Here is a 24555-nt window from a genome sequence, read left to right as displayed (position 1 = left end):
ATTGGGCGGCTGGAAAGGCTATCTCTCTGAGAGAAAACCCGGAATCACAACCTTTTGGAAAGGCTTACAAAAATTCTCCTCTATTATGCAAGGTTGGATCCTCTTTAGAAATATGTCCAGACGGTAGAGCTATGCCGGGCTTTTTAATGATATCTAAAAAAATTACTTGATCTCCACAACTTCAAGATCAAAAATTAGATCTTTTCCTGCAAGTGGATGGTTGGCATCTACCACAATGGTTTCATCCTTCACATCTGTTACCACAAGATTAATTTCCTGCCCGTCTGGTCCTTTAGAAACTAAAGGCATCCCAACTTCAGGCTTTAATTCTTCCGGAAGCTGCTTTTTATCTACTTCCTGAATAAGCTCTTGTTTTGGTGCACCGTATGCTTCTTCATTCGGTATATTGATTGTTTTCTTTTCGTTCACCTTCATATCGATAAGGCCATTTTCGAAACCGGGAATTAATTGACCCTGTCCTAAAGTAAATTCAATAGGCTCTCCACGTTCAACGGAACTATCAAATACTTCCCCATCTTTTAATTTTCCTGTGTAATGTACCTTAACGGTGTCATTTTGCTTTACTTGACTCATAAAAACTGTTTTTCTTTTATTCATTCTGCTGAAATCTAATAATCAGCATATTACTTTGCAAAGGTACAAGTATCTCAGCCAGAGCCAAATATTACAGGATTTTAACGGTTTTATCTATCACATTCGTAATTTTTAAAGGGAATTGCATATTAAATAATAATCAGATAACTTTAGGGAATAATATTCAATAAAACCTTTTAGTTAAATTACAATGGAAAACGAAAAAAGTTCTAAAAGCCCCAAATCGAGAAGGGATTTTATTAAGACCACGGCATTAACTGCCGGTGCGTTTATGATCGTGCCCAGGCATGTACTTGGTGGTCCTGGATTTACAGCACCCAGCGACAAATTATTAGTTGCCGGAATAGGGGTTGGTGGAAAAGGGCAAAGTGACATTCAAAGTTTTTATGACAGCGGAAAAGCAGAAATTGCATTTTTATGTGATGTAGATGATCGCAGGGCGGCTGTTTCCAGAGAGCGCTTCCCAAAAGCTAAATATTATAAGGATTATCGCGAGATGATCGAAAAGGAGCATAAGAATTTTGATGCGGTTTCGGTCTCTACTCCAGACCATAACCACGCCGTACAGGCCATGGCAGCAATGCAGCTTGGAAAACATGTATATGTTCAAAAGCCCTTGACGCATGATATTTATGAGGCAAGAATGCTAACTGAAGCTGCGGAAAAATATAAAGTGGTAACCCAAATGGGAAACCAGGGGGCTTCTAATGACGGGGTTCGTAGAATGAAAGAATGGTATGATGCCGGTTTAATTGGTGAAGCCCAGGAAGTATATGTTTGGACGAACCGACCGGTTTGGCCCCAGGGAATTCCGTGGCCGCAAACTTCTTCACAGGTTCCGCCCGAACTGGACTGGGACCTTTGGTTAGGGACAGCCCCTAAAAAAGAATATGTAGATGGGCTGGTTCCTTTCAACTGGAGAGGTTGGTGGGATTATGGTACCGGTGCATTGGGAGATATGGGTTGCCATTTGATAGAGCCGCCGTTTAGTGTCCTGGATTTAAAATATCCTAAAACGGTTGAATGCAGTGTGGGAAGCGTCTATGTAGGCGAATTCCAAAGAGGTTATTTCCCGGAAAGCTGCCCACCTTCAAGCCATGTAATCATGAACTTCGCCGGGAAGAAAGAAAATGCTGAGGATATAAAAGTACATTGGATGGATGGTGGAATCAAACCAATGCGTCCTGAAGAATTAGGACCTGAAGAAATATTTGGTGATGGTGGCAACGGAGCTTTAATTATTGGGGATAAAGGGAAAATGATGTGCGGTACCTACAGTGAAAACCCACAATTATTACCTACCATAAAAACTGCGGAAAATGATCTTCCCATTAAATATAAGAGAATTGAAGGAGGAGCTAGTGGTCATTACGCCCAGTGGGTTGAAGGCTGTATCGCCGGATACGGAAATACAAAATTAAGTTCTCCATTCGAGATTGCGGGACCACTTACTGAGTCTTTATTAATTGCAAACCTTGCTATTCGTGGATATGATATCCAAAAGCCCGGCAAAAATGATAGGGGAGAAGATATTATCAATTATCCAGGAAGGGATATCAAAATGATTTGGGATGCCGAGAATATGAAAGTGACCAATTTTGAAGAAGCAAATCAGTTTGTGAGAAGAGAATATCCTAAAGGATTTACTTTATAAAAATATGAATTTTGAGTTATCCATAAGCAGAGAAAGGTTTGTATCCTACAACACCTTTCTCTGTTTATTGGTAGCTTTTTTTGGTTGTGACCGGAACCTGAATGATGAAGATGTAGATTGGGACAGCCTTTGCGTTACCGCTTCTGCCTATAATTCTGTGCATTATCAAACTGCAGGAAATCCAAATATTACTGCTTGGGGGGATACTTTAGAACCCGGCATGAAGGTGATCGCAGTTTCCCGTGATCTTATCAAAATGGGAATGGATCATAATTCAAAAGTCAAAATTGAAGGATTTGACGGTGTTTTCCTGGTAAAAGATAAAATGCATTACCGTTGGAGAAACCGAATCGATATCTACATGGGCGAAAATGTAAAAAAGGCCCGGCAATTTGGAAGAAAAAAGCTGAACATTGCTTATATTTTTAAAAAAGATAGTATAATGCCTTAAATTTTTAAGGTGATTAGATTTTTAATAGCTTCAGTTTTTTTATTATTTATTACTAATTTTTCAGTCTCGGCACAAGCCGATAGTTTGGAGCCTACCAGGCCGGAAAAGCTGATTATAGGTGTTACTGAAACCCCTCCATTTATTATAAAACGTCCCCAGGGATTTGCCGGATTGAGTATTTCTTCCTGGAAACTGGTGAATGAACAACTTCAGATCCCGTATGAATTCAAAGAATATGAAACTTTGGGAGGACTTTTAAATGCGGTGGAAAATGGAGAAGTAGATTTGAGTATCAATCCCATCACCGTTACAGATAATCGAATGACTCGCATGGATTTTTCCCAACCTTACTTTATTTCCCATACTACAGTCGCTCAAAAATCTCAATCCAGAATATTTAAACATTTAAAGAATTTCTTTAGTTGGGAATTCTTTTCCTTAGTGCTGCTTTTATTACTGGTGATCATGATATTTGGCTTCCTGGTTTGGCTTTTTGAAAGAAAGAAAAATAAAGAAGAATTTGGGAATGGTTATAATGGGATTATGCAGGGATTTTGGTGGAGTGCAGTAACTATGACCACTGTGGGCTATGGTGATAAATCGCCACGAACCACAGGAGGAAGAATTGTTGGGCTCATCTGGATGTTTATGGCCGTGATCATTATTTCCAGTTTTACTGCGGGCATAGCTTCATCCCTAACGGTTAAAAGCATTAACGAAGAAATTACGGGAATTAAGGATTTGGAAAGATTCGATGTGGTTACGGTTGAAAGTTCCAGTTCTCAGGAATTACTGAAAATGTACAATATTCAAAGCGATTATGTTTTAAATGCTTCGGAAGGAATTGATGCTATTTCCAAAGAAAAAGCCCGGTTATTTATTTACGATGAACCTATTCTTAAATATGAAATTGAAAGAAAAAATCTTTCAGATGATCTGGAAATTCTAGGGCACAGTTTAAAAAAGGATTATTATAGTTATGCTTTTCCGAAGAATTCACAATTGCTTAAATATATAGATCCTGTTTTAGTTCGTACCCTAAAAACTATGGAATGGACAAATCTTATTGATGATTATAATTAGCTGCCCAGACCAAGGTACCCCAAAAGGATCCAAAGGATAATAAAAACAACAACAATTCCAATACAACCGCAACCTCCACCAAGTTTTTTGGCTCCCCATCCGGCAAGTAAGGCTCTAATAATACTTTTCATAACTGGTTAATTTTTAAATAAATTTAGAATAGAGTTTTGAGCAATAATGCCTAATTAGGAAATATTTAAATATTAATTTTCAAATTGTTGATTTTTAGTATATTGTTCACCCATCATAGATAACCGAAAACCTATATATGAACAAAACCGAAGACGAAAAACTTCTCTCTGGGAGTACTACTAAAAAAATTAATCCCATCTACGCCGCAATCGTTGGGGTCATTATCCTCACGTTTATTGCCGTGGCCGGAGTTTACTTGGGTTACTGGTAATTATTTCTTTATTTCATTCAGCAATAAAAATGCTTTATTGATATATTCTTTTTCCAGAAATAATGCAAAATAATTCGAAGTTGAAATCATTTCGAATACAGGAATTCCCTCGTAAGCCAGTAGCTTGAAAATATAAAAATACAAGCCTACCGTTTGGGAACTGTTTTTTGGAAGCGCGATGGTAATAGAAGATAATTCTTCCTTAATCGTAACCCTTACCTCATTCCGAAAACATTTTTCTACCAGATCTGTCAATGAAGAAGAAACCAGAATGTTGCTTTCCTGGTAATTACTGGAATAATTTAAATAAACCCCCGTTTGGTCTTTTACTTCCTCCAGCAATTTGGCCTTATTGGAAATAATTGTTTTGGAATTCAAAAAAGTATATTCGGTAATTCCAGATCTTACGATAATATCCCCAAGATCCCTTAAGGCCCTGTAATTAATCTTCGTGCGTGTGGGGGCATAACGCCTAAGCGCCATAATAATACTTCCCTGTTTTACAGGTTTGCGCATCTCTTGTTCTACTTCTTTCTGGATATCGGCAGCGAGTCCGCTAAAATTCACAATATCCCGGGCGATGGCATCATCCAAAAATGGCTGGTGTCTTATAATATCATGAACACAGGTGGTGATCGTCTTCATTGTTTAATAAATAACATTTTGTGCAAATGTATATAAAATGTCAGGTTATTTTCTCCAATATGTAGTGATGAATTAATTATGCAGCTGAAATTTAATGACAATGAAGGTTTTAAAATTTGGCGGAACTTCGGTTGGATCTGAAGGCAGTATTAGAAATATCAAGAATATCATCTTAGCTGAAAATGAGCCTAAACTCTTGGTGCTTTCGGCAATGTCTGGAGTTACCAATATGCTGGTAAGTTTTTCTGAAGCGGCTAAAAATGGTGATCGTAATGCTGCTGAAGAAATAATTCAGCAATTAAAGAAAAAACATTTCAGCCTGATTTCTGATCTCCTGGAAAGTGAAAATCAGAATCAAGCCTGTCAAAATTATATTCAGAATAGGATAGAAGACCTAAATAATCTATTTCAGCAAAACTGGAATGAGGAAATTGATTCCCAGATTATTACCATAGGAGAACAAATGCTAACCTATATTTTTAGCGCCTTCCTTTCAGAAAATAATATACAAAATACCCTTCTTGATGCCCGGGAGTTTATGCAGGTTGATAACCTTGAAAATCCAGATACCCTTGAAGTTGGGAACCGCTTAAATACTTATGTAAAAACGCTTCCCGAATCAAAGATTTACATTACCCAGGGATTTGTGCGAAAAGACAAGTATGGCAAAATTTCCACTTTAAAAAGAGGGGGGAGTGATTATTCGGCTACGATCATTGGAGCGGCATTGCAGGCAAATTCAGTAGAGATCTGGACAGATATTAGCGGGATCCATAATAACGATCCGCGTTATGTAGAGGGCACGCATGCAGTGGCCCAACTGAGTTTTGAAGAAGCCGCAGAGCTTGCCTATTTTGGAGCAAAAATCCTGCACCCTCAAACCATTTCTCCGGTTATAGGAAGAAACATTCCCGTTTATTTAAAAAATACGTTTACGCCGGAAGCTGAAGGTACCTGCATAAGTTCAAAATGTCATGAAAAAGGATTAAAGGCGATCTCAGCAAAAGATGAAATTACGGCGATTAAAATTAAGTCTAACCGCATGCTCATGGCGCACGGATTTTTAAAGAAGATCTTCGAAGTTTTTGACAAATATGAGACTTCTATCGATATGATAACCACTTCAGAAATCGCAATTTCGTTAACTATCGATGATGTTCAACATCTAGATTTAATTGTTGAAGAGCTTAGGGAATTTGGGGAAATTAGTATTGATACCAATCACAGTATTATTTGTGTGGTTGGTGAAGGTTTGATAGAAGATAAAGGCACTTCCCGGCTTTTTGAAATTTTGAAGGATATTCCGGTGAGAATGATAAGTTACGGGGGTAGTAATAACAATATTTCATTGCTGGTAAATACCCAGAATAAAATTGAAGCACTTAAAATCCTGAATGAAAAATTATTTAATAATACGGTTCCTGAACCTGTTTTCGGTTAAATATCAGCAGCTGTTAAAATTTGTTTTTGTGTAGTGAAAACCGCTAATCAACTTAGGTTGTTGGCGGTTTTTTATTTTTTTCCTCAATATATCTGGAAAGATAGTAGGTGCTTTTATGCAAGTGGTATTGAAGCATTGCTCCGGTAAAATTTGAACGGCGATGAGAAACTAAGTCGCTATGCAATGCCTTCAATTTGTCTGAAAATCTTTCCGCATGCAATTTTAGATCAAATTTCTCATTATAGATCTCGAAACCATTTTTTTGCTTTTCCTGCCAGGTTTTTTCTGAAGTATATAGCTCAACTGATTTTTCAATGAATTCTGAATCTTTCTTTGCTATAAATCCATTCCAGTTTTGCTGAGTTGAAATTCCTTCAATCCCAATTTTTGTAGTAACTGAAGGTGTTCCGGTTTCCATGGCTTCCACAAGTTTGCCTTTTAAACCGGCACCAAACTGAAGCGGAGCAAGTAAAACCCTGGCATTTTGTAAAACTTCCTTCGAAGATTCAGCATGGCCTTCAATAAAGAAATTTTCTTCCGGTTTATGTAACTGCAAAACTTTTTGAGAAGAATAAGCGCCATAAATGCACATTTTCGCCTGGGAAAGTCTTTTTCTTAAGTCCGGCCAAATTTTATTTTTCAGATGTAGAACAGCATTCCAGTTGGGTTCATGTAAGAAGTTTCCAATACTGATAAAATCCTGCCGGGCCTCGAAATTTGGCAATTCTCTAATTTGATTTTCCGAAAGATGTTTCAGCATAAAAGGAAGATAAAACAAGATCAATTTTGGAACTCCAAATTCCTGATAGAGTAATTCCATTTCCGGTTCAGAAATAATGAGGCTAAGATCGCAGCGATATATAGCCGCAATCTCACGTTTTGCCAATTCACTATGGTAATGATCTTTTTCTTTAGAATTTGTTTTAAAAGCCTCCTGCCTTGCTTTCCGAAGAAAATGTAAATCTTCGGTATCGAGGATTTTTACTGCATCCGGGCAAAAATTATCGATGCGCCAGCCAAATTGCTCTTCCATCATAAAACGATCGAACACGACAAGGTTTGGCTTCAATTCCCGGATAAAAATATCAAACGAACCACTATTCAATTCAATAGCCTTTTCCTGAATTCCCAGTGAAATTAGATCAGCTGTGTTTTTGGACTTTTTTGCCGTGGTTGCGAAAGTAACCTGATAATTTTCTGAAATAAAAAACCTGATCAATTGCATCATCCTTGAACCCGCCGCGGAGGATGTGGGTTCCGGCCACACATAACCAATGATCAGTAATTTGGGCATAGGGATTTTTTTCAAAAATAAGGATTTATAATCCGCTGGATAAAAGGAAACTTGCGGTAATCCAGAGAATAAGGGATAAAACTCCGCCAATGATGAAGAAGTGCTTAAATTTATAAATTCCCATCCCGTAAATAATGGTGTTGGTTTGATAGCCCACCGGAGTAAAAAAACTGAAATTAGACGCAAATAATACGGCTAGAATAAAAGGTTTTGGATCAAGATCAAGCGTTGTGGCTATCGTAATGGCAATGGGTGTGATAATAATAGCGGTAGCATTGTTAGAAATAAATCCGCTAAGGAACATGGTTACAAAAAACAATAGGCCAATAATCACCAAATTTGCCTTTTCTTCAAAAAGTAAAAGCAATTGTTCAGCCAAAAATACATCGGCACCCGTATTGCTCATGGCAACTCCAAGTGGGATCATTCCCGCGAGCAGGAAAATTATTTGCCAGTTAACCTTGGAGTAGATTTTTCCCAGGTCGATACATTTAAAAAATATCATTAAAAAACAACCTATCAGGGCACTTTTCAAAATAGGAAAAATTGAAAATGCTGATAAGGCGATCACTAAGAGTAAAATTCCAAGTGAAACATACCTTTTTCTTTTTGTAGAAATATTCACTTCCTGATGTTCCTGAAGTATCGTGATATTGTCCATTTTTAGAAGTCGTTCCAGAGTTTTATCGGTAACCTCAACCAACATTCTATCCCCCACCCGGAGTTCAATTTCATTTCGACGCTTATCATAAATTCTCCGACCTGGATTTCTAAAATTCCTTCTTTTCCTAATGGCCAAGGGAACAGCACCCTGTAAATCATACCAACCCACGGTATTGATACTTCGCCCAATTAGGGGAGAGGCAGGTAACATAAGGATTTCAACCACCTGAATGTTTTCTTCCAGTTTGTTGCTTTCCGTAGCTTCAATCGAGATAAGCTGGTCGTCTTTGTCTTTGATAATAGTGAAATTATCAGATTCTTTAAATCGCATCAACTGCTCCATACTGCAACGCAGCAACAATTCATCATCGGCTTTTAACGAAGTGTATTTTCCTGGATGATCGTTGATCACCCCATTTCTCTTCAGCCTGATGATCTCTATATCTTCACCTTCTTCTTTTTGAAAATATTCAATAGTTTCACCCAGATATCTCGATTCATCAGCAACGATACCTTTAGTAATAAACTCGTCCAGATCATAATCTTTTGAAATATCTGAGTTTTGTTTTTTAGGTAGGAACCGCACCATTAAACTCACTACAACAATACTAATAGCCATAAATATCAAACCCAACCAGGAGAATTCAAAAAAGGTAAATCTTTCTACCCCGCGCTCCATGGCCACGGCATTTACGATCAAATTAGTAGATGTCCCCATTAGTGTGCAGGTTCCGCCAATGATACCGGCAAAAGAAATGGGCAATAAAAGCCTGGAACTGGGGATATTGTAACGCTCTGATAATTCCCCAATGATTTTCACGAAAACGATGACCACAGCTGTCGTATTTATAAAGGCGGAAATAGTCCCCGCAATCAACATAAAAACAGGCACCATAAGGATAATGGGTAAACCCTTCAGCTTTTTTAAACTTTGTGCAAGCCAGTCTATGACCCCATTTTCTTCCAGGCCAATTGCAATGATCATCAATGAAAGAACGGTAATGGTTGCCGGACTCGAGAATCCCGAAATGGCTTCTTCCGGACTAATTAAATTGGCCAGAAGTAAGCTCACCATAATAAAAAATGCAATCTTATCTACCGGAAAAACTTCCAGCGCAAAAAGGAAAATTACCGAAATAATGATGATAAATAGAATTATTATTTCTATACTCATAGTGTTAAATTGCAGTATAAAAATAAGCTGAAGTCCTAATGAACTATCAGGTTTCAGAAATATTTATGAATCTTATAAGATTAAAAATTTAAGTATGAGCAGGGGTTTTGTAAAAGAAGGTGATCAGGAAGAGCCACCCATTATTCCACCAAGAGCAGCGCTACCGGCGGGTGCCATCAATTATGTTACCCAAAATGGACTGGAAGAATTAAAAAATGAAAAGGATAATTTAGAAAAAGAACGGGCAGAAATAAGTGTTGATGATGAAGCTGAAAAAAGAAGGATGCAGGCGATTGTTGATGGAAAACTAAATTTATTAGTCGAAAGGATTAATTCTGCCAGAATTATAAAAGCTGAAGAACAGCAACAGGATGAAGTACGTTTTGGGGCGAAAGTGAAGATTAAAAACCTGGACAATAATAACATACAGGAATTCCAAATTGTTGGTGTAGATGAAGCCGATGTAAAAAAGCAAAAAATTGCTTTTGTAGCACCCATTGCCAGGGCAATAACAGGAAAAAAAACTGGCGAGGTTTCAGAATTTAAACTTGGAAATGAAATGCGAAAACTTGAGATCATCGAGATCCAGTATCCTTAAATCTATTCATTTCATTTAAAGTTTTCATTTATTTATTTTCGTTCATCCGGTTAAAAAATCGCAAATTCACGTAAGCAATTAAATTTTATGAAAGTTTATATTTTAATGGGAGTTTCAGGAGTGGGAAAAACAACCCTGGGAAAAGAATTGGCCAATTCCCTTCATTTACCATTTTATGATGCAGATGATTTTCATCCAAAGCAGAATATTGAAAAAATGAAAAATGGTATTCCGCTTACCGATGAAGACAGAGCGGCATGGCTGGATCTCCTGGCCTTAAAAATAAATGAATGGAAAAACCGTGGAGCTGTATTGGCGTGTTCCGCTTTAAAAGAAAAATACCGAAAGCAACTTGCCGAGCAAAATGAAGATCACATAAGTTGGATTTATTTATATGAACGTTATGAAGTGATCAAAGAAAGGATTGAATCCAGAAGCGCGCATTATTTTAATTCAGATTTGCTTCGTTCGCAGTTTGAAAGCCTGGAACCGCCAAACTATGGCATACATATTAAGGTGAACCATTCAGTAAATGATAATCTTAATGAAATCCTGCAAAAAATTAAACATCCTTATATAGGCTTGATTGGCCTTGGCGTGATGGGAAAAAGCCTTGTATTGAACATGCTTTCTAAAAATATTCCGGTTGCGGTTTATAATCGGGAATTAAAAGGAGTAGAGGAGAATGTAGCTTCTAATTTTGCCAGGGAACATATAGATCATTATTCCATTCCGGCATTTAATGACCTGCAAGCATTCGTAAAAGCCCTACCCAGACCTCGGAATATCTTTCTTATGGTAAAAGCGGGAATAGTGGTAGATAAAATTATAGAAGAGATTTTACCTTTTTTGGAAGAAGATGATCTTATCATAGATGGCGGTAATTCACATTATAAAGACACGAAGAGGCGGGTAGACTTTCTGCATGATAAGAAAATGAACTTTTTAGGTGTTGGCATTTCCGGAGGTGAAAAAGGTGCCTTATTGGGGCCGTCCATTATGCCGGGAGGATCTAAGGCAGTGTATGAAAGAATACGTTCTGCCTTTGAAGAAATTTCAGCTAAAGATAAAGACGGGAAGCCTTGCTGTGCCTATATTGGTGAAGAGGGAGCCGGGCATTTTGTAAAAATGTTGCATAACGGGATCGAGTATGGAGAAATGCAGTTGATCGCTGAATTTTATCAATATCTGAGATTTTTTCAGAAAAAAAAGCCCGCAGAAATTGCAGACATTTTTGAAAACTGGAACAGGGAATTGCAAAGTTATTTACTCGAAATTTCCCATAAGATATTAAGGAAAGAAGAAGATGGTAAATTGCTTCTGGATAATATCCTGGATGTTGCAGGACAGAAAGGAACAGGAGGCTGGTCCAGTATTGCTTCCCTGGAACTGGGCGTTTCACTGGACACCATTACTGCAGCCGTGCTGGCAAGAATTTTTTCCGGAGATAAGGTTAAACGAGTAGACGCCGCGGAAAAATACTCTTTTCTGAAATCACAGCCTCAAACTGCTGTTTTAGAAAAAGATTTATTTAATGCATTTAAGATGGCCACTATCATAAATCATAGTATCGGTTTTACTTGTATGCTGGAAGCCTCAAAAGAATATAAATGGGATTTAAATCTATCGGAAATTGCCCGGATCTGGACCAATGGCTGTATCATTAAATCGGCACTTATGGTAAAACTTGTAGATTTATTGAAAGATAAGAACCAGTCTGATATTTTATTGCATCCGGAAGTCATTGCAGAATTCAAGACCGGTTTCGGTTCTTTTAAAGATGTTTTAGTAAAGGCTTTGCAGGATCAATGTTCTATGCCGGTCACTTCAGCGGCGTATAATTATTTTTTAAATTATACTTCAGCACAAACTTCAGCAAATTTAATCCAGGCGCAAAGGGATTTTTTTGGTGCGCATACCTATGAAAGGATCGATGCAGAAAGAGGTAAATTTTTCACCACGTTCTGGGAAAAAAAATAATACATGGATATTAGCCTTTTACTCTCGGTCATTGCGGGGATTGTTCTCTTACTTTTTTTAATACTTCGGCTGAAAATCCAGGCATTTTTAGCATTGCTTATCGTATGTATTTTCGTGGGAATTTTAGCCGGAATGCCGGCAATAGAAATTCTGGATACGATGAAAGAGGGGATGGGCAGTACCCTGGGATTTGTGGCTACAGTAGTTGGACTTGGTGCTCTCTTTGGCGGAATTTTGGAACATAGCGGTGGGGCGCAAAATCTTGCCAGTTACTTACTGCAAAAAACAGGCGAAAAACAGGCGCCCTGGGCCATGGTTTTAACCGGGTTTGTAGTAGCGATCCCGGTATTCTTCGATGTTGCTTTTATTATTCTGGTCCCGGTTGCCTATGCTTTGAGCAAAAGAACCGGTAAATCCCTTTTATTATATGGATTACCCTTATTGGCGGGTCTGGCGATTACGCATGCATTCATTCCGCCCACGCCGGGACCCATCGCAGTAGCTGATATTTTAGGCGCAGATCTGGGATGGGTGATTTTATTCGGATTTATTACGGGGATTCCCGCAGCAATTCTGGGCGGGCCGGTTTTCTCAAAATTCATTTCAAAAAAAATCAGTATCCATCCTGAAGAAGACGATGGATTAAAAACCGAAAATGTTAAAAATGCACCTTCCGCAGGTTTGATCATTACCATTATTTTAATTCCTATTCTCCTGATTGTTTTAAGTACTGTATTGAATAGTCCTTTTTTTGAAGATATCGTCCTTCCGCAGGAATTAGTCTACACTATAAGTTTGATTGGCCACCCTTTTACAGCATTGATAATTGCCAATTTGATTGCCTGGTATTTTATTGGAATTAGACGGGGAATGGGAAAAGATTTTTTATTGAAAATTGGAACGAAGTCTTTTGAAGCTGCCGGAATTATCATTCTGTTAACCGGAGCTGGCGGGGCTTTTAAACAAATACTTATCGCCACCGGTGCAGGGGAAATGATCGCCGAAAGTTTAAATGGAACTTTTTTTAATCCGTTGGTCTTCGGATACCTGGTTGCACTAATCGTTCGTGTATTGCAGGGATCGGCAACCGTTGCCATGATCACTTCTGCAGGAATCACAGCGCCAGTAATTGCCGAAGCTGCCTTAAGCATGCCTCAAACTTCATTAATTGTGATTGCGGTGGCGGCAGGGGCATCAGGATTTTCCCATGTAAATGATAGCGGATTCTGGCTGGTGGGAAAATATCTGGGTATTACTGAGAAACAAACTTTTCGGTCCTGGACGGTGATGACCTGTATTATTTCCGTGGTTGGACTTTTAAGCAGTCTTTTACTTTGGTATATAATCTAAAAAATGAATTTTTTTTTATATCCATTTTATGTCCTAATAGTTGTTTCAGGTTCTCAAATTTATTGGACAGATTAATGTTCTGAGATTCTGAAACAAGTTCAGAATGACGTCCTTTATCAATTTATGACACTTTACGGATATACAAAATATAAAAGGCGAACCAATTAGCTCGCCTTTTTATCAGGTTTCAAATTTAAAAAATAAAATTATCCTTCAGATTCCAGCATCGCGAAGAATTTATCAAGATTTGGAATAATCACAATTCTTGTTCTTCTATTTTTCGCCATGTTATCATTATTGGTATTATCTACTAAGGGTTGGTAGCTACTTCTTCCCGCTGCGATCAATTTTGCAGGATCAACATTATATTTCTCCTGAAGGATTCTCACAATAGAAGTGGCCCTTCTTACACTAAGGTCCCAGTTATCTTTTAAATAAGAATCTTTCACCATAGATCTGTTATCGGTATGACCTTCAATCATTACTTCCATAGCTGGTTCGCTGTTTATTACTTCAGCGAGTTTTTTAAGAAGTGGTTGCGCTTTGTCTGTAACTCTATAGCTACCGCTTCCAAAGAGAAGTTTATCAGAAATATTGATCATAACCACAGTTTCATCTACACTAATATCAATATCCTCATCATCTGCTCCTTCAGAAATATTCTTTTTGAGGTTATAAGAAACCGCCAGGTCTATGGAATCTTCTAGGGTTTGAGCACCTTTAACCTGCTCTGGATCCATCTTAGCGATGGTATTCCTCATTTTTTGTTTGGTGTTATTAGACATCACCGTTAAATCATTCATTTCCATCTTACCGTCACTTTCAGTCTTCAGGGAATTGATTTTAGCATTATAATCGGCTACTCTCGCTTCGATTGCAGCATATTTACCTTCAATTTCTTCTTTCTCAACTTGCGTTTTTTGCAGGCTACTTCTTGTATCATTAAGTTCACCTTCAAGGGCAACATATTTTTTCTTCGACACGCACGAAGCAAACATAGTTGCTGCCAATACTGTTACTGTTAGTACTCTTTTCATAATTGTAATTAGAATTAGTTTTATAGTTTCTGCCAGAATCAAAGCGATAATCCTGCCATAGCATCTTTTTGATAAAGCTTACGAGTAAATAAACTTATGTGCAGTATATGGGGATATAAGATGGGAAGTCCTGTTATATCTGAAATATTAGCAGAAATTGGACGCAGTTATTTTTAATAATAAATAAATTTTTATAAATTCTAAAGAAAAGGGGTGAAAATATTTCTGTAGAAAATGCAATAAAATTGTATCATATTTCCACACATTGAAGTCTTTAATATTCTTCCGAAGCGCCTAAAAACAGTATTATACAACATCTTCTCCAAGTTACATTTAACAGAAGTTTACCATAATTTGGAATTAAAATTTTCAAATTCATCGGCTTATAGAATAAATTTGTTTCCAAAGTTACTTTCCATTGGCGAATACTAAAAGAGTGTTGTTTAAAACATTGAGAATCCTGGGAAAAATTATTCTCGGGATCATCATTTTTTTAATACTGCTTATTTTATTTGTGCGTAGTCCCTGGGGGCAAAATATCATAAAGGATAAATTTATAAGTTCCGTTGAAAAGAAAACCGGGGCTACCATTGAACTTGAAAAACTCTTTATCAAATTTAATGGAGACATTCAAATCGACAATCTGTATGTTGCAACTCCAGAAGGGGATACTATTGTTTATTCGGAAAGCCTTTCCGCAGGGATTCCCATCCTGCCCATTATTAGAGGTAACAGTTTTAATTTAAATTCCCTTAACTGGGAAAATGCAAAATTGCGTTTAATTCGGAAGGATTCTATAAACGGATTCAATTATGAATTCCTAATGAATGCATACGCCAGTGATACTACTGCCACGGCAACTACTCCGGCAGACTCTACTTCAACCATGGCGATTAATATTGGGGATATAGCCCTCAAAAATATTGACCTGGTGTATCGTGATGATGTTTCGGGAATTGACCTAAAGGCGAAACTTGGCGAGATGTTGCTGGAATTTTCTGAAACCGATCTCGCCAATATGGTTTTTAAAACAAATGAAGCTTATTTAAAAAATAGCAATTTTGTCTATAACCAAACGAAACCTTTCCCGGAGTCAGAAAGTGAAGCTGCGCCTTTACCGTTTATAGCAACCGGCGATTTTAGCCTGGTAAATGTACAGGGTGAATACAATTCCATCCCCGATTCACTTTTTTCTGATCTGGATATTCAAAAGTTAACTATTCAGGATGCTGAATTTGATCTTAAGAATAATAATATTCAAAGTGAAGCTATTTCCATGTCCAATTCTGAAGTTTTTCTTCGGATGAAACAGGAAGCGGTAGTGCAAAATGATTCGGTTCCAACTATAAATCCTGAAGGTTTTTCCTGGCCGGAATATGTTTTTCAAATCAACAAAATCAACCTTGAAAATAATAATATCGATTACGCGGTAAATAATGCCCAGGTAAAAAAAGGAACTTTTGATCCCAATGCACTTCAGTTCCAGAATCTCACTTTTATCGCTTCCGAAGTTTATTATAAAGATGAGGAAGCCCGGGCAAACATTGAGAAGCTAATATTTAATGAAGGTAGTGGTATAGATGTGAATGAATTTAGCATTAACGCCCTGGTCAATAATGAAAGGATTGAACTTACAGATATCAATCTGGATGCAAATAGCAACACTCTTGATGGGAAATTGGTCATAACATATCCTAACCTCGGTTCATTTATAAATGATCCGGCTGTGGCAACTCTGAATGGCTCTTTAAACAACGTACGCTTACAAATTAAGGAACTATATAGATTTCAGCCTGCATTAAGGGAAAATGAATATATACAAGCTTTGGCGGGTTCCCCAATCCTTGGAAATTTAAATGTTTCCGGGAAGATGGATAACCTAAGCTTAAAATCTCTAAACTTACGTTGGAGGAACACAAGAATTGCCGGTTCAGGTAGGATCATAAACGCCCAGGATCCGGAAAATATCAGCTTTAATTTACCCAATGTAAATGTTAGATCCAAAAGGGCCGATTTGCTCAATTTCGTAAGTGAAGAAGATCTGGGCATAAAAATTCCTGAAAATGTAGCGATCGCAGGCAGCTTCTCCGGAAATATGAATACCATAAAAACCGACACCAGAATTGAAACAACAGACGGGAATTTTAATATTGTTGGAAATTTTGAAACAGGTGATAACATTGTTTTTGACGCGAAAATTCAGGGTGACAGTATCGCCCTGGGTAACTTATTACAAAACGAAGCCCTTGGGGACCTTCAACTAAATATAGAAATTACGGGAAGCGGGGCAACCGTAAATGAACTCAATGCGAAAATTGACACTCAAATCACCCAGTTTTCCTATAATAATTATGTATTTGAAGATATATATCTAACCGGGAATATTGAAAATGGAACAGGTCCTTTAGAACTTATTTATCAGGATCCAAACCTGGATATGGAATTACAGGCCAAAGTAGCGCTGGATTCGGTTTCTTCACGAATAGATTACACCTTATATTTAGATGGAGCCGATCTTGGCGCCATTGGTCTGGCCCAAAAAAGTATTAAAACCGGTTTCGTGATGGAAGGCTGGTTCCAGGGAAATGCTGAAGCCTATGAACTCAATACTGAAATTATAGATGGCGTAGCCGTTTACAATAATAAAACCTATTTACTGGGTAGTTTCAAAGCTTCGGCTTTTGTGACCAATGATACTACTTCGGTGAACATAGACAACAGGATCCTTGATCTCAATCTACAATCGAACGCCAGCCCGGTAGATTTTTCTAAGGCAATCAACAGGCATTTCAAAAGATACATTACTGAAAATTACCAGGATGATTCTATCATAAACCCCGTGAACCTCAAAATGCGGGCAAAGATTGCTGAAGCTCCTATTCTAACCGATGTTTTCCTGGTGAATTTACAAGAATTGGATACAGTGGATATCAACGTAGACTTCAGCGAAGCGAACCGAAAACTGGATGCTTCTGTTCACGTTCCTTTTATTAATTACTTCAGCAGTGAAATAGACAGTTTAAAGCTGGTGATGAATTCAGATCCTGAAGATCTTAATTTTGACCTGGGCTGGAATTCAATAACCTCAGGGCCAATTGCCTTAAAGAAAACCGATATTACCGGGGTCGTTTTAAACAGAAAATTAAACCTTGATATCGCTTCATCTTATCAGGATACTACTTTGGTACATTTAAATTCTGAAATCAATTTTCAGGGTGATACTTTATTGGTACATGTAAATCCCCTAGACCTTATTTTAAATAGTGAAGAATGGAATGTAGATGACGATAACCTGCTGAGTTATGATACCGGGTATCTTGGATTACGGAATTTTAGGGTTTACAGGAATGATCAGGAAATGATCTTAAGCAATAATGAACCCGGAGTAGAAGAGGAACATTTAAGCTTAGAATTTAAGAACTTTAACCTGGCTTCGTTTTTAAATTATCTGAATCCTGAGACTAAACTGGCCGAAGGTAATCTAAACGGGCAGTTAATTTATGAAGATCCTTTCGGAAAAACAGGATTGCTGGCAGATCTCCAGATCAATCAATTCAAAGTGCTGGAAGTAGATTTGAATACCCTGAGCCTTAAAGGCGAATCGGCAGGTTTCAATAATTATGATTTTGAAATGGCCATAAAAGGTGGAGAAGTAGATATGGACCTGGTGGGAAATTATGTTGCTGATACCACTTCTGCAAAATTGGACATGAATCTGGACCTCAATCGCGTAAATGTTTCAGCAATTGAAGGATTTTCTTTGGGATATATTGAAGACGGAAGCGGGACATTTTCAGGAAATATGACTTTGAATGGAACTGTGGCCGAGCCTGTATACTCCGGGGAATTTAAATTCGACCAGGCGAAATTTAATATTGCGATGTTGAATGCCAATTTTACCATTCCAAATGAAAGCATGCGCCTGGATAATGAAGGCTTTTATTTTGATGATTTTAATATTAAAGATGCGAAAAGTAATTCGTTTGTTTTAAATGGGAAGATAATCACAGAAGATTTGATAAATCCCGGGTTCGATCTGGACGTTCAGGCTAAAAATTTCCAACTTTTAAATTCTACGGAAGAAGATAACGAACTTTTTTACGGGAAAGCGATTGTTGATGTAGATGCACAAATTACCGGGAATTTGAATTTACCACTTGTAAATGCCGATCTGAATGTAAAAGAAACGACAGATTTTACCTATGTAATCCCTGAAACTGAATTACAGATTAAAGAACGGGACGGAGTGGTAATTTTTGTAAATAAAGAAGATCCTAATAATATTCTAACCAGAACTGAAGAGGAATCGTATGTGGTCTCTGGTTTTGATATTTATATGAGGATTAATATAGAAGATGGTGCCACTTTTAATATGATCATTAATCAGGAAACCGGGGATCAATTCCAGGTAGAGGGTGAAGGGGACCTTGTCTTCAACATGTATCCCAGCGGAAGAATGAACCTTGCCGGATTTTATGATATTAGCGATGGGTTCTACGAAATGACCCTTTATAATCTTGTAACCAGAAGATTTGACATTGCAGATGGCAGCCGTGTGTCCTGGGCTGGAGATCCATTTGACGCCCAGCTGGATGTACAGGCGGTCTATAATGTGGAAACATCGGCAGCTTCTTTAATGGCAGCCTATACTTCGGGGATAGATGGCCAACAATACCGTCAAAAATTACCATTTCTGGTTTATTTAAACGTTGATGGTAATTTAACCGAACCCAAATTAACCTTCGGTCTTGATATGCCGGAGAATGATCAGGGTGCAGCTGGGGGCCAGATCTACGGTAGAATTCAGCAATTAAATAGTCAGGAGCAGGAATTAAATAAACAGGTTTTTTCGTTACTAGTGTTGAATAGGTTTTTTCCCGGTGGAGGAAGTGATGGAAGTAGTGGAGGAACACTCGCCGTTGCAAGGGACAACCTGAATAATGCCTTGTCCGATCAATTAAATATGCTTTCCAGTCGGGTTCTAGGAGAAAGTGGGGTACAATTAAATTTCCAGGTAGACAGTTTTACAGATTATCAAGGTGAGAGTCCACAAGAAAGGACGCAGTTGGGAATTAATGCCCAAAAAGCTTTCGCTGGTGATCGTTTGGTTGTGGAAGTAGGTAGTAACGTGGATATTCAGGGAAGTAGTCAACCGGGACAGGAAACTACACCTTTGCTGGGGAATGTAAGTATTGCCTATTTGCTGGATCCGGACGGAATATGGAGAATAAAGGGTTTCCGAAGAAATGAATTCCAAAATGTTATTGATGGCCAGTTGATTGTGAGTGGGATATCTTTAATATTCACGAAAGAATTTAACAAATTTAAAAACCTATTCGCTAAAGCTATAAAGGAACAGGTCGAAGAGAATAATGCAAAAAATGCATCAACTGATAATACAGAGAATGAAAATTAGGCTCGGTTTAATTGTATCCCTCTTAGTTATACTGCATTCCTGCAGTGTAGAAAAATTTATTCCGGAAGATGAATATTTATATACCGGTGCAGATATTAGTATAGAATCTGATACTATAATAAAAGATAAAACAGAATTGAAAACTGAGCTGGAGAGTGTTTTAAGGCCAAAACCCAATACCAAAATTTTGGGTATGCAGCCGGGCTTATATTTTCATTATAAAGCACAAAAGGAAAAACCTGGTTTTATCAATAAATTTCTAAATAAAAAACTGGGTGAAGAACCCGTTTATTTTTCTGATGTAGACCTTACAAATACGGAAGACCTTCTGCTTAATAGATTGGAAAACAGAGGATTTTTTTACAGCAGGGTACAATCAGACGAAGAATATAATGATAAAAATAAAAGGGCAAGCGCCTCCTATACTTTAACCGTTCCCGACCCTTATTTGATGGAGACCTATCAGCTGGATACAGATACCCTGCTGGTATATCAGGAAATTAAAAAAAATCTTGGAAATTCGGTCCTGGAAAAAGATATGCGCTTTGATCTTCCCAGACTAAAAGGCGAAAGGGAACGTATAGATTATGATTTAAAGAAAAGCGGTTATTACAATTTCAATCCGGGATTTTTAATTTTTGAATCAGATACCAATCAATACAACAACAAACGTTTTGATCTTTTTTTGAGGCTGAAAAAGGATGTGCCTAAGAAATCTATAATTCCATATGAAATAAGCACGGTAAATGTTTATGCTAATTATAATGTAGATGAAGAAGCAATTACCAAAAATTATAAAAGGTTGAACAACAAGAATTATTTTCAGGATGAATTATTCTTTCTCCCAAAGCGTTTAGACCCTTACATTTTAATTGAAGCGGGAGATTTTTATGATCCAGAGATTTCCCGAAATACAAGTCGCAGGTTAGGTTCAATTGGTGCTTATAAATATGTAAATATTCAATATGAAGAAATTGATACGGTAGCTGCAGATAACCACGGGCTGCTTCAGGCTAATATATATTTATCCCCGCTGAAGAAAAGGGCAATTAGAGCCGAATTGCAGGCCATCACAAAATCGAATAGTTTTGCCGGACCCAATTTAGGTGTCACTTTTTCCAACCGAAACCTTTTTAAAGGTGGCGAAAGTTTTCATACCACCGCAGACGTTGGTTATGAATTCCAGGCTGCCGGCGGAAATTCTTTGAGCAGTATCCATTTAGGTTTAACGAATGACCTTATTATTCCAAGGCTGGTTTTTCCTATCGAAATTAACAGTAACTTTTTTGAATATTCCATCCCCCGCACGAAAATTACTCTGGGAGCAGATTATTTAAGCAGGACCCAATTATTCACCCTTACCTCGGCTAAAGCCAGTTATGGTTATTACTGGAATGCGAACAAATATGTATCACATGAAATAAATCCCATCAGCCTGAATTTTGTTCGGCTTGGAAATGTTTCTAAAACTTTTCAGGATATTCTTGATGTAAATCCCTTTCTACGAAGTACGTTCGATCAGGAATTTATCGCCGGCCTTACCTATTCCTTTATTTATAATGGAATGGTAGATCTCAAGAAACAAAGCGTGTTTTTTCTGAATTCAAATTTTGACATTGCAGGTAATACTATCAGTTTATTGGGAAAAGAAGGAGATACCGGTAAGAAGGAAATTTTTGGTTTGGAATATGCTCAATTTGCTAAACTAGACGCCGATTTTAGATATCATTTTAGGCTGGATAATAAGCAAACTATTGCGACCCGATTATTTGCGGGTTATGGTATTCCCTATGGAAATTCAGATGTAATGCCATTCAGTAAATTGTATTATGCCGGGGGACCATACAGTGTACGGGCATTTTCTATCAGGTCACTTGGGCCCGGAACTTATGATCCCAATGCCGCGACTGTGAACCCGCCTACAGATGATACCCAACTTCTTAAGTTTGTAGATCAAAATGGAAATATTCGTCTGGAAGCAAATGCAGAATATCGTTTTCCTTTATTTTTACCCTATGTATTTGGAGCTTTTTTTGCAGATGCAGGAAACGTTTGGAATTCCAAAGAAATAGACGGCCTTGAAGGAGGGAAGTTCACTTCCAGCTTTATAAATGAACTGGGAATAGGAGGTGGTTTTGGTGTTCGTGTAGATATTCAGAATTTTGTGCTGCGATTCGATCTTGCTGCTCCATTTCATGATCCTTCCAAAGCTGAAGGGAATAGATGGGTATGGGACCTTGCCAAACCTATTTTCAACTTCGGGATTGGTTATCCTTTTTAATCTAAATAATTCCCCGATGCTTTTGCATCGGGGTTTCCTCTTTACCTCTCCTCATGCATCCGACGAGTGAAGCGAGAGGAATGCAAAGGTCGGAACTGCTTTTTTGCTCCCGAAAGCTTTCGGGACTGGGTGAGGGGAAATATAAAATTTCGGTTTTAAGAAATTTTTATTGTTGCAATTTACTTCCAAAGCATAGATCACCGGCGTCGCCAAGTCCCGGAACAATATACCCCCGGGAATCCAAATCTTCATCTATACTGGCTATCCACAATTCTGAATTTTCTGGAAATACTTTTTCTAAATTTTCAATTCCCTTGCGAGAACCTATGACGGAGAGCACATAAATTTTAGCTGGGACGCCCATAGTTTTCAATGCCTTTAGCACATTTATAAAAGAACTTCCTGTAGCCAGCATAGGATCGGCTAAAATTAAAGTTTTACCTTCTAAACTGGGCGAAGCCAGATATTCAACAAGGATCTCAAAATTTTCGTCATTTTCAGGATGATGCCTGTAGGCTGATATAAAGGAGTTATCGGCATCATCAAAATAATTTAAAATCCCCTGGTGCAGGGTAAGACCAGCCCTTAATATAGAACAAATAACAATTTCGTCCTTCGGTAGAAAATGTTTGGCTTTACCTAAGGGAGTTTCTATTATTTTATTTTCAAAATCCAGGTGCTTGCTCATTTCATAGGCTAGAATTTCACCCAGCCTTTCCATATTCTTTCTAAACCTTAACCTATCCTTCTGGATATCAATATCCCGAAGTTGAGATACAAATTTGGAAGCTATAGAGTTTTCTTTAATTAGATGGTGCACTTTCATTATTGGAAGTTAGAAGATAAATATAGCCAATATTATTAGCGCATCTTTAGGGAATATTATACTATTTACTAAATGAGGTTCAAGTAAATTTTCTAAATTTAATAGTATTAAACTTAAAATGAGAAGGATATGAAAATAGGGGAGGCATTTGGTAGTTTTTCTACCAATGATATTCAGGAAGCGAGAAAATTTTATCGTGATACGTTGAATCTGAAATGTGAATTAAATTCAATGGGGATTTTAGATTTATCAGTAGGGGAACAACATTTCATTATTTACCCAAAACCAGATCATCATCCGGCGACATTTACAGTGCTCAATTTCTTAGTTGAAAATATTGAGGCTACAGTAGATAGCCTAATTGATAAAGGCTTATTCTTTGAACAATATAAAGGCGAAATTAAAACGGATCATAAAGGAATCAGCCGGTCTGAAAAAGGTCCGAACATTGCGTGGTTTAAAGATCCTGCAGGGAATATTCTTTCCATCATAGAAAAGAAATAAAATTTTCTTTGAAGTCGACTATTTCCCGAGACAAGCCGTCGGGGAATTATTTAGATTAAAATAAGCTGAAAAAAAGATAAATATCTTCTAATATTCCGTTCATAAAGAGGAATCATTCAATTAATTTTTATAGCTTAAATTTGTCATATAATATCATTGTATTTCTTTGGCTAAGTATTTGATTGTCTAGAAATGAAATTAAGCATCATGAAAAATTATTTATTTCTTCTCTTTTTAGGCTTTACTGTTGGTGTCTTTGCACAGGAAATTCCACGCACTACTAATACGGGACGTATTATTAAGGCTGAAGAAACCAATAAAACCGGTTTCCCGATTAGAGCGGAAGAGAACACTAAAGAAAGTCGCTTTTTAAAAGAGAAGCCCAAAACGATCGATCTTCGGGAAAATCCGAATGGATTAATGACGGCCGGTGATGTGATCAAAGAAAAATGGACCAAAGACAAGGAAGCGCGGGAAGAGTTCAGAAAAGACCAGAGTTTGGGAAATGTGGTTACTGAAGGAAAATTTGTGGAAGTATATTGCCGGGATCATGAGTATGTAGATGGAGACCGGATCCAGGTTTTCGTGAATGGTGTTTTAGTTGAAAAATCGATTAGCCTCAGTGCAGGTTTTAGACCTATCCTTGTTACGCTTCAGGATGGTTTTAACAGTATCCAATTTGTGGCATTAAATCAGGGAACTTCAGGCCCTAACACTGCTGAACTTCGGGTTTTAAGTGATAAAGGCGAACAACTGGCCAAAAAGGAATGGAACCTTCTTACCGGCGCAAAAGCTGAATTGATCGTAGTAAAAAATTAAATTTACAGTCTAATCTTTTGTTAATCATTCGAGTAAAACCTACAGTTCTTGTAATTTGAGGTTTATAAATTAAAATTTCAGATTATGTCTATTGTAAAAATTATTGAAGTACTTGCAACATCTCCTAAGAGTTTCGAGGAAGCTACTAAAAATGCAGTTAAAGAAGCTGCGAAAACAGTAAAGAATATCAAGTCTGTTTATATTAAGGAAATGAAAGCCAGAGTAGAAAACAATGAAATTACCTCTTATGCAGTAAATGCAAAGATTTCTTTCGAAATAAATGCATAAATCACGAAACCAGGTTCTACCTGGTTTTTTAAT

At 37.5% G+C, this 24555-nt stretch carries 20 protein-coding genes; 13 read left to right on the top strand and 7 right to left on the bottom strand.

What is annotated here, in order from left to right; genetic code table 11:
- Positions 1-162: 162 nt before the first annotated feature.
- Positions 163-594: a peptidylprolyl isomerase gene (locus DHD80_RS12670; RefSeq protein ID WP_251741652.1), complete on the bottom strand. Its 432-nt coding sequence runs from the start codon at positions 592-594 to the stop codon at positions 163-165.
- 211 nt (positions 595-805) lie between these two features.
- On the opposite strand from DHD80_RS12670, the gene DHD80_RS12665 reads away from it, so the two are divergent.
- The 3 genes from DHD80_RS12665 to DHD80_RS12655 are packed head-to-tail and all read left to right on the top strand — an operon-like array spanning position 806 to position 3803.
- Positions 806-2269: a Gfo/Idh/MocA family oxidoreductase gene (locus DHD80_RS12665; protein ID WP_251741651.1), complete on the top strand. Its 1464-nt coding sequence runs from the start codon at positions 806-808 to the stop codon at positions 2267-2269.
- A gap of 4 nt (positions 2270-2273) precedes the next feature.
- Positions 2274-2720, top strand: coding sequence for a 3D domain-containing protein (locus tag DHD80_RS12660; RefSeq protein WP_251741648.1), 447 nt, complete (start codon positions 2274-2276; stop codon positions 2718-2720).
- A 9-nt stretch (positions 2721-2729) separates the two neighbouring features.
- On the top strand, positions 2730-3803 hold the full coding sequence (locus tag DHD80_RS12655) for a transporter substrate-binding domain-containing protein (RefSeq protein ID WP_251741646.1): 1074 nt from the start codon (positions 2730-2732) through the stop codon (positions 3801-3803).
- On the opposite strand, the gene DHD80_RS19920 is transcribed toward DHD80_RS12655, so the two are convergent.
- Positions 3800-3934 carry a hypothetical protein gene (locus DHD80_RS19920; protein WP_279347037.1) on the bottom strand — a complete coding sequence of 45 codons (135 nt, stop codon included), beginning with the start codon at positions 3932-3934 and terminating at the stop codon, positions 3800-3802. The two genes, DHD80_RS12655 and DHD80_RS19920, sit on opposite strands and share 4 nt — an antisense overlap.
- Before the next feature lie 137 nt (positions 3935-4071).
- Here DHD80_RS19920 and DHD80_RS19915 point away from each other — a divergent pair, with 137 nt between their 5' ends.
- The gene (locus DHD80_RS19915; protein ID WP_279347036.1) at positions 4072-4206 is read left to right on the top strand and encodes a hypothetical protein; all 135 of its coding nucleotides are present in this window, start codon (positions 4072-4074) and stop codon (positions 4204-4206) included.
- On the opposite strand, the gene DHD80_RS12650 is transcribed toward DHD80_RS19915, so the two are convergent.
- Complete coding sequence (locus tag DHD80_RS12650) at positions 4207-4851, bottom strand: hypothetical protein (protein ID WP_251741644.1); 645 nt, start codon at positions 4849-4851, stop codon at positions 4207-4209.
- Between the two features lie 100 nt (positions 4852-4951).
- Between DHD80_RS12650 and DHD80_RS12645 the strand changes: the two genes are divergently transcribed.
- A complete protein-coding gene (locus DHD80_RS12645; protein ID WP_251741641.1) occupies positions 4952-6292 on the top strand; it encodes an aspartate kinase in 1341 nt (446 codons plus the stop codon).
- 52 nt (positions 6293-6344) lie between these two features.
- Here the strand turns inward: DHD80_RS12645 and DHD80_RS12640 are convergent, their stop codons facing one another.
- Both DHD80_RS12640 and DHD80_RS12635 read right to left on the bottom strand, forming a co-directional pair.
- Positions 6345-7586, bottom strand: coding sequence for a glycosyltransferase (locus tag DHD80_RS12640; RefSeq protein WP_251741639.1), 1242 nt, complete (start codon positions 7584-7586; stop codon positions 6345-6347).
- 25 nt (positions 7587-7611) lie between these two features.
- Positions 7612-9423 carry an SLC13 family permease gene (locus DHD80_RS12635; protein ID WP_251741636.1) on the bottom strand — a complete coding sequence of 604 codons (1812 nt, stop codon included), beginning with the start codon at positions 9421-9423 and terminating at the stop codon, positions 7612-7614.
- Positions 9424-9517: 94 nt separating this feature from the next.
- Between DHD80_RS12635 and DHD80_RS12630 the strand changes: the two genes are divergently transcribed.
- The 3 genes from DHD80_RS12630 (at position 9518) to DHD80_RS12620 (ending at position 13351) form a co-directional block, all read left to right on the top strand.
- Positions 9518-10021 (top strand): GreA/GreB family elongation factor, encoded by a 504-nt coding sequence (locus tag DHD80_RS12630; protein ID WP_251741634.1) that lies wholly within the window; start codon positions 9518-9520, stop codon positions 10019-10021.
- An 87-nt stretch (positions 10022-10108) separates the two neighbouring features.
- Positions 10109-12001 (top strand): NADP-dependent phosphogluconate dehydrogenase, encoded by a 1893-nt coding sequence (gene gndA / locus DHD80_RS12625; RefSeq protein ID WP_251741631.1) that lies wholly within the window; start codon positions 10109-10111, stop codon positions 11999-12001.
- Between the two features lie 3 nt (positions 12002-12004).
- Entirely contained in the window at positions 12005-13351 is a 1347-nt protein-coding gene (locus DHD80_RS12620) for a gluconate:H+ symporter (RefSeq protein WP_251741629.1), read from the top strand.
- 206 nt (positions 13352-13557) lie between these two features.
- On the opposite strand, the gene DHD80_RS12615 is transcribed toward DHD80_RS12620, so the two are convergent.
- Positions 13558-14388, bottom strand: coding sequence for an OmpA family protein (locus tag DHD80_RS12615; protein WP_251741626.1), 831 nt, complete (start codon positions 14386-14388; stop codon positions 13558-13560).
- Between the two features lie 418 nt (positions 14389-14806).
- On the opposite strand from DHD80_RS12615, the gene DHD80_RS12610 reads away from it, so the two are divergent.
- Together DHD80_RS12610 and DHD80_RS12605 are read left to right on the top strand one after the other, a co-directional pair.
- On the top strand, positions 14807-19804 hold the full coding sequence (locus tag DHD80_RS12610) for a translocation/assembly module TamB domain-containing protein (RefSeq protein ID WP_251741625.1): 4998 nt from the start codon (positions 14807-14809) through the stop codon (positions 19802-19804).
- Complete coding sequence (locus DHD80_RS12605) at positions 19794-22085, top strand: BamA/TamA family outer membrane protein (RefSeq protein ID WP_251741622.1); 2292 nt, start codon at positions 19794-19796, stop codon at positions 22083-22085. Before DHD80_RS12610 ends, DHD80_RS12605 begins: the two co-directional genes overlap by 11 nt.
- 166 nt (positions 22086-22251) lie before the next feature.
- Here the strand turns inward: DHD80_RS12605 and upp are convergent, their stop codons facing one another.
- Entirely contained in the window at positions 22252-22911 is a 660-nt protein-coding gene (gene upp, locus DHD80_RS12600; RefSeq protein WP_251741619.1) for a uracil phosphoribosyltransferase, read from the bottom strand.
- 129 nt (positions 22912-23040) lie between these two features.
- Here upp and DHD80_RS12595 point away from each other — a divergent pair, with 129 nt between their 5' ends.
- The 3 genes from DHD80_RS12595 to DHD80_RS12585 all read left to right on the top strand — a co-directional run bounded on the left by DHD80_RS12595 (position 23041) and on the right by DHD80_RS12585 (position 24522).
- Positions 23041-23415, top strand: coding sequence for a VOC family protein (locus tag DHD80_RS12595; RefSeq protein WP_251741618.1), 375 nt, complete (start codon positions 23041-23043; stop codon positions 23413-23415).
- Positions 23416-23622: 207 nt separating this feature from the next.
- The gene (locus tag DHD80_RS12590; RefSeq protein WP_251741615.1) at positions 23623-24234 is read left to right on the top strand and encodes a hypothetical protein; all 612 of its coding nucleotides are present in this window, start codon (positions 23623-23625) and stop codon (positions 24232-24234) included.
- Positions 24235-24318: 84 nt separating this feature from the next.
- Positions 24319-24522 carry a dodecin family protein gene (locus tag DHD80_RS12585; protein WP_251741612.1) on the top strand — a complete coding sequence of 68 codons (204 nt, stop codon included), beginning with the start codon at positions 24319-24321 and terminating at the stop codon, positions 24520-24522.
- Positions 24523-24555 lie beyond the last annotated feature (33 nt).

The sequence above is a fragment of the Gramella sp. AN32 genome (genome assembly GCF_023718305.1).
Classification (GTDB): Bacteria; Bacteroidota; Bacteroidia; order Flavobacteriales; family Flavobacteriaceae; genus Christiangramia; species Christiangramia antarctica.
This window is presented reverse-complemented; position numbering and strand designations above follow the sequence as displayed.

Coding starts and splice junctions, on each gene's coding strand:
- DHD80_RS19920 (WP_279347037.1), bottom strand. CDS start 3,934: ATGAAAAGTATTATTAGAGCCTTACTTGCCGGATGGGGAGCCAAAAAA.
- DHD80_RS12650 (WP_251741644.1), bottom strand. CDS start 4,851: ATGAAGACGATCACCACCTGTGTTCATGATATTATAAGACACCAGCCA.
- DHD80_RS12670 (WP_251741652.1), bottom strand. CDS start 594: ATGAGTCAAGTAAAGCAAAATGACACCGTTAAGGTACATTACACAGGA.
- DHD80_RS12590 (WP_251741615.1), top strand. CDS start 23,623: ATGAAAAATTATTTATTTCTTCTCTTTTTAGGCTTTACTGTTGGTGTC.
- DHD80_RS12665 (WP_251741651.1), top strand. CDS start 806: ATGGAAAACGAAAAAAGTTCTAAAAGCCCCAAATCGAGAAGGGATTTT.
- DHD80_RS12585 (WP_251741612.1), top strand. CDS start 24,319: ATGTCTATTGTAAAAATTATTGAAGTACTTGCAACATCTCCTAAGAGT.
- DHD80_RS12660 (WP_251741648.1), top strand. CDS start 2,274: ATGAATTTTGAGTTATCCATAAGCAGAGAAAGGTTTGTATCCTACAAC.
- DHD80_RS12635 (WP_251741636.1), bottom strand. CDS start 9,423: ATGAGTATAGAAATAATAATTCTATTTATCATCATTATTTCGGTAATT.
- DHD80_RS12615 (WP_251741626.1), bottom strand. CDS start 14,388: ATGAAAAGAGTACTAACAGTAACAGTATTGGCAGCAACTATGTTTGCT.
- gndA (WP_251741631.1), top strand. CDS start 10,109: ATGAAAGTTTATATTTTAATGGGAGTTTCAGGAGTGGGAAAAACAACC.
- DHD80_RS12620 (WP_251741629.1), top strand. CDS start 12,005: ATGGATATTAGCCTTTTACTCTCGGTCATTGCGGGGATTGTTCTCTTA.
- DHD80_RS12595 (WP_251741618.1), top strand. CDS start 23,041: ATGAAAATAGGGGAGGCATTTGGTAGTTTTTCTACCAATGATATTCAG.
- DHD80_RS19915 (WP_279347036.1), top strand. CDS start 4,072: ATGAACAAAACCGAAGACGAAAAACTTCTCTCTGGGAGTACTACTAAA.
- DHD80_RS12630 (WP_251741634.1), top strand. CDS start 9,518: ATGAGCAGGGGTTTTGTAAAAGAAGGTGATCAGGAAGAGCCACCCATT.
- DHD80_RS12605 (WP_251741622.1), top strand. CDS start 19,794: ATGAAAATTAGGCTCGGTTTAATTGTATCCCTCTTAGTTATACTGCAT.
- DHD80_RS12640 (WP_251741639.1), bottom strand. CDS start 7,586: ATGCCCAAATTACTGATCATTGGTTATGTGTGGCCGGAACCCACATCC.
- DHD80_RS12645 (WP_251741641.1), top strand. CDS start 4,952: ATGAAGGTTTTAAAATTTGGCGGAACTTCGGTTGGATCTGAAGGCAGT.
- upp (WP_251741619.1), bottom strand. CDS start 22,911: ATGAAAGTGCACCATCTAATTAAAGAAAACTCTATAGCTTCCAAATTT.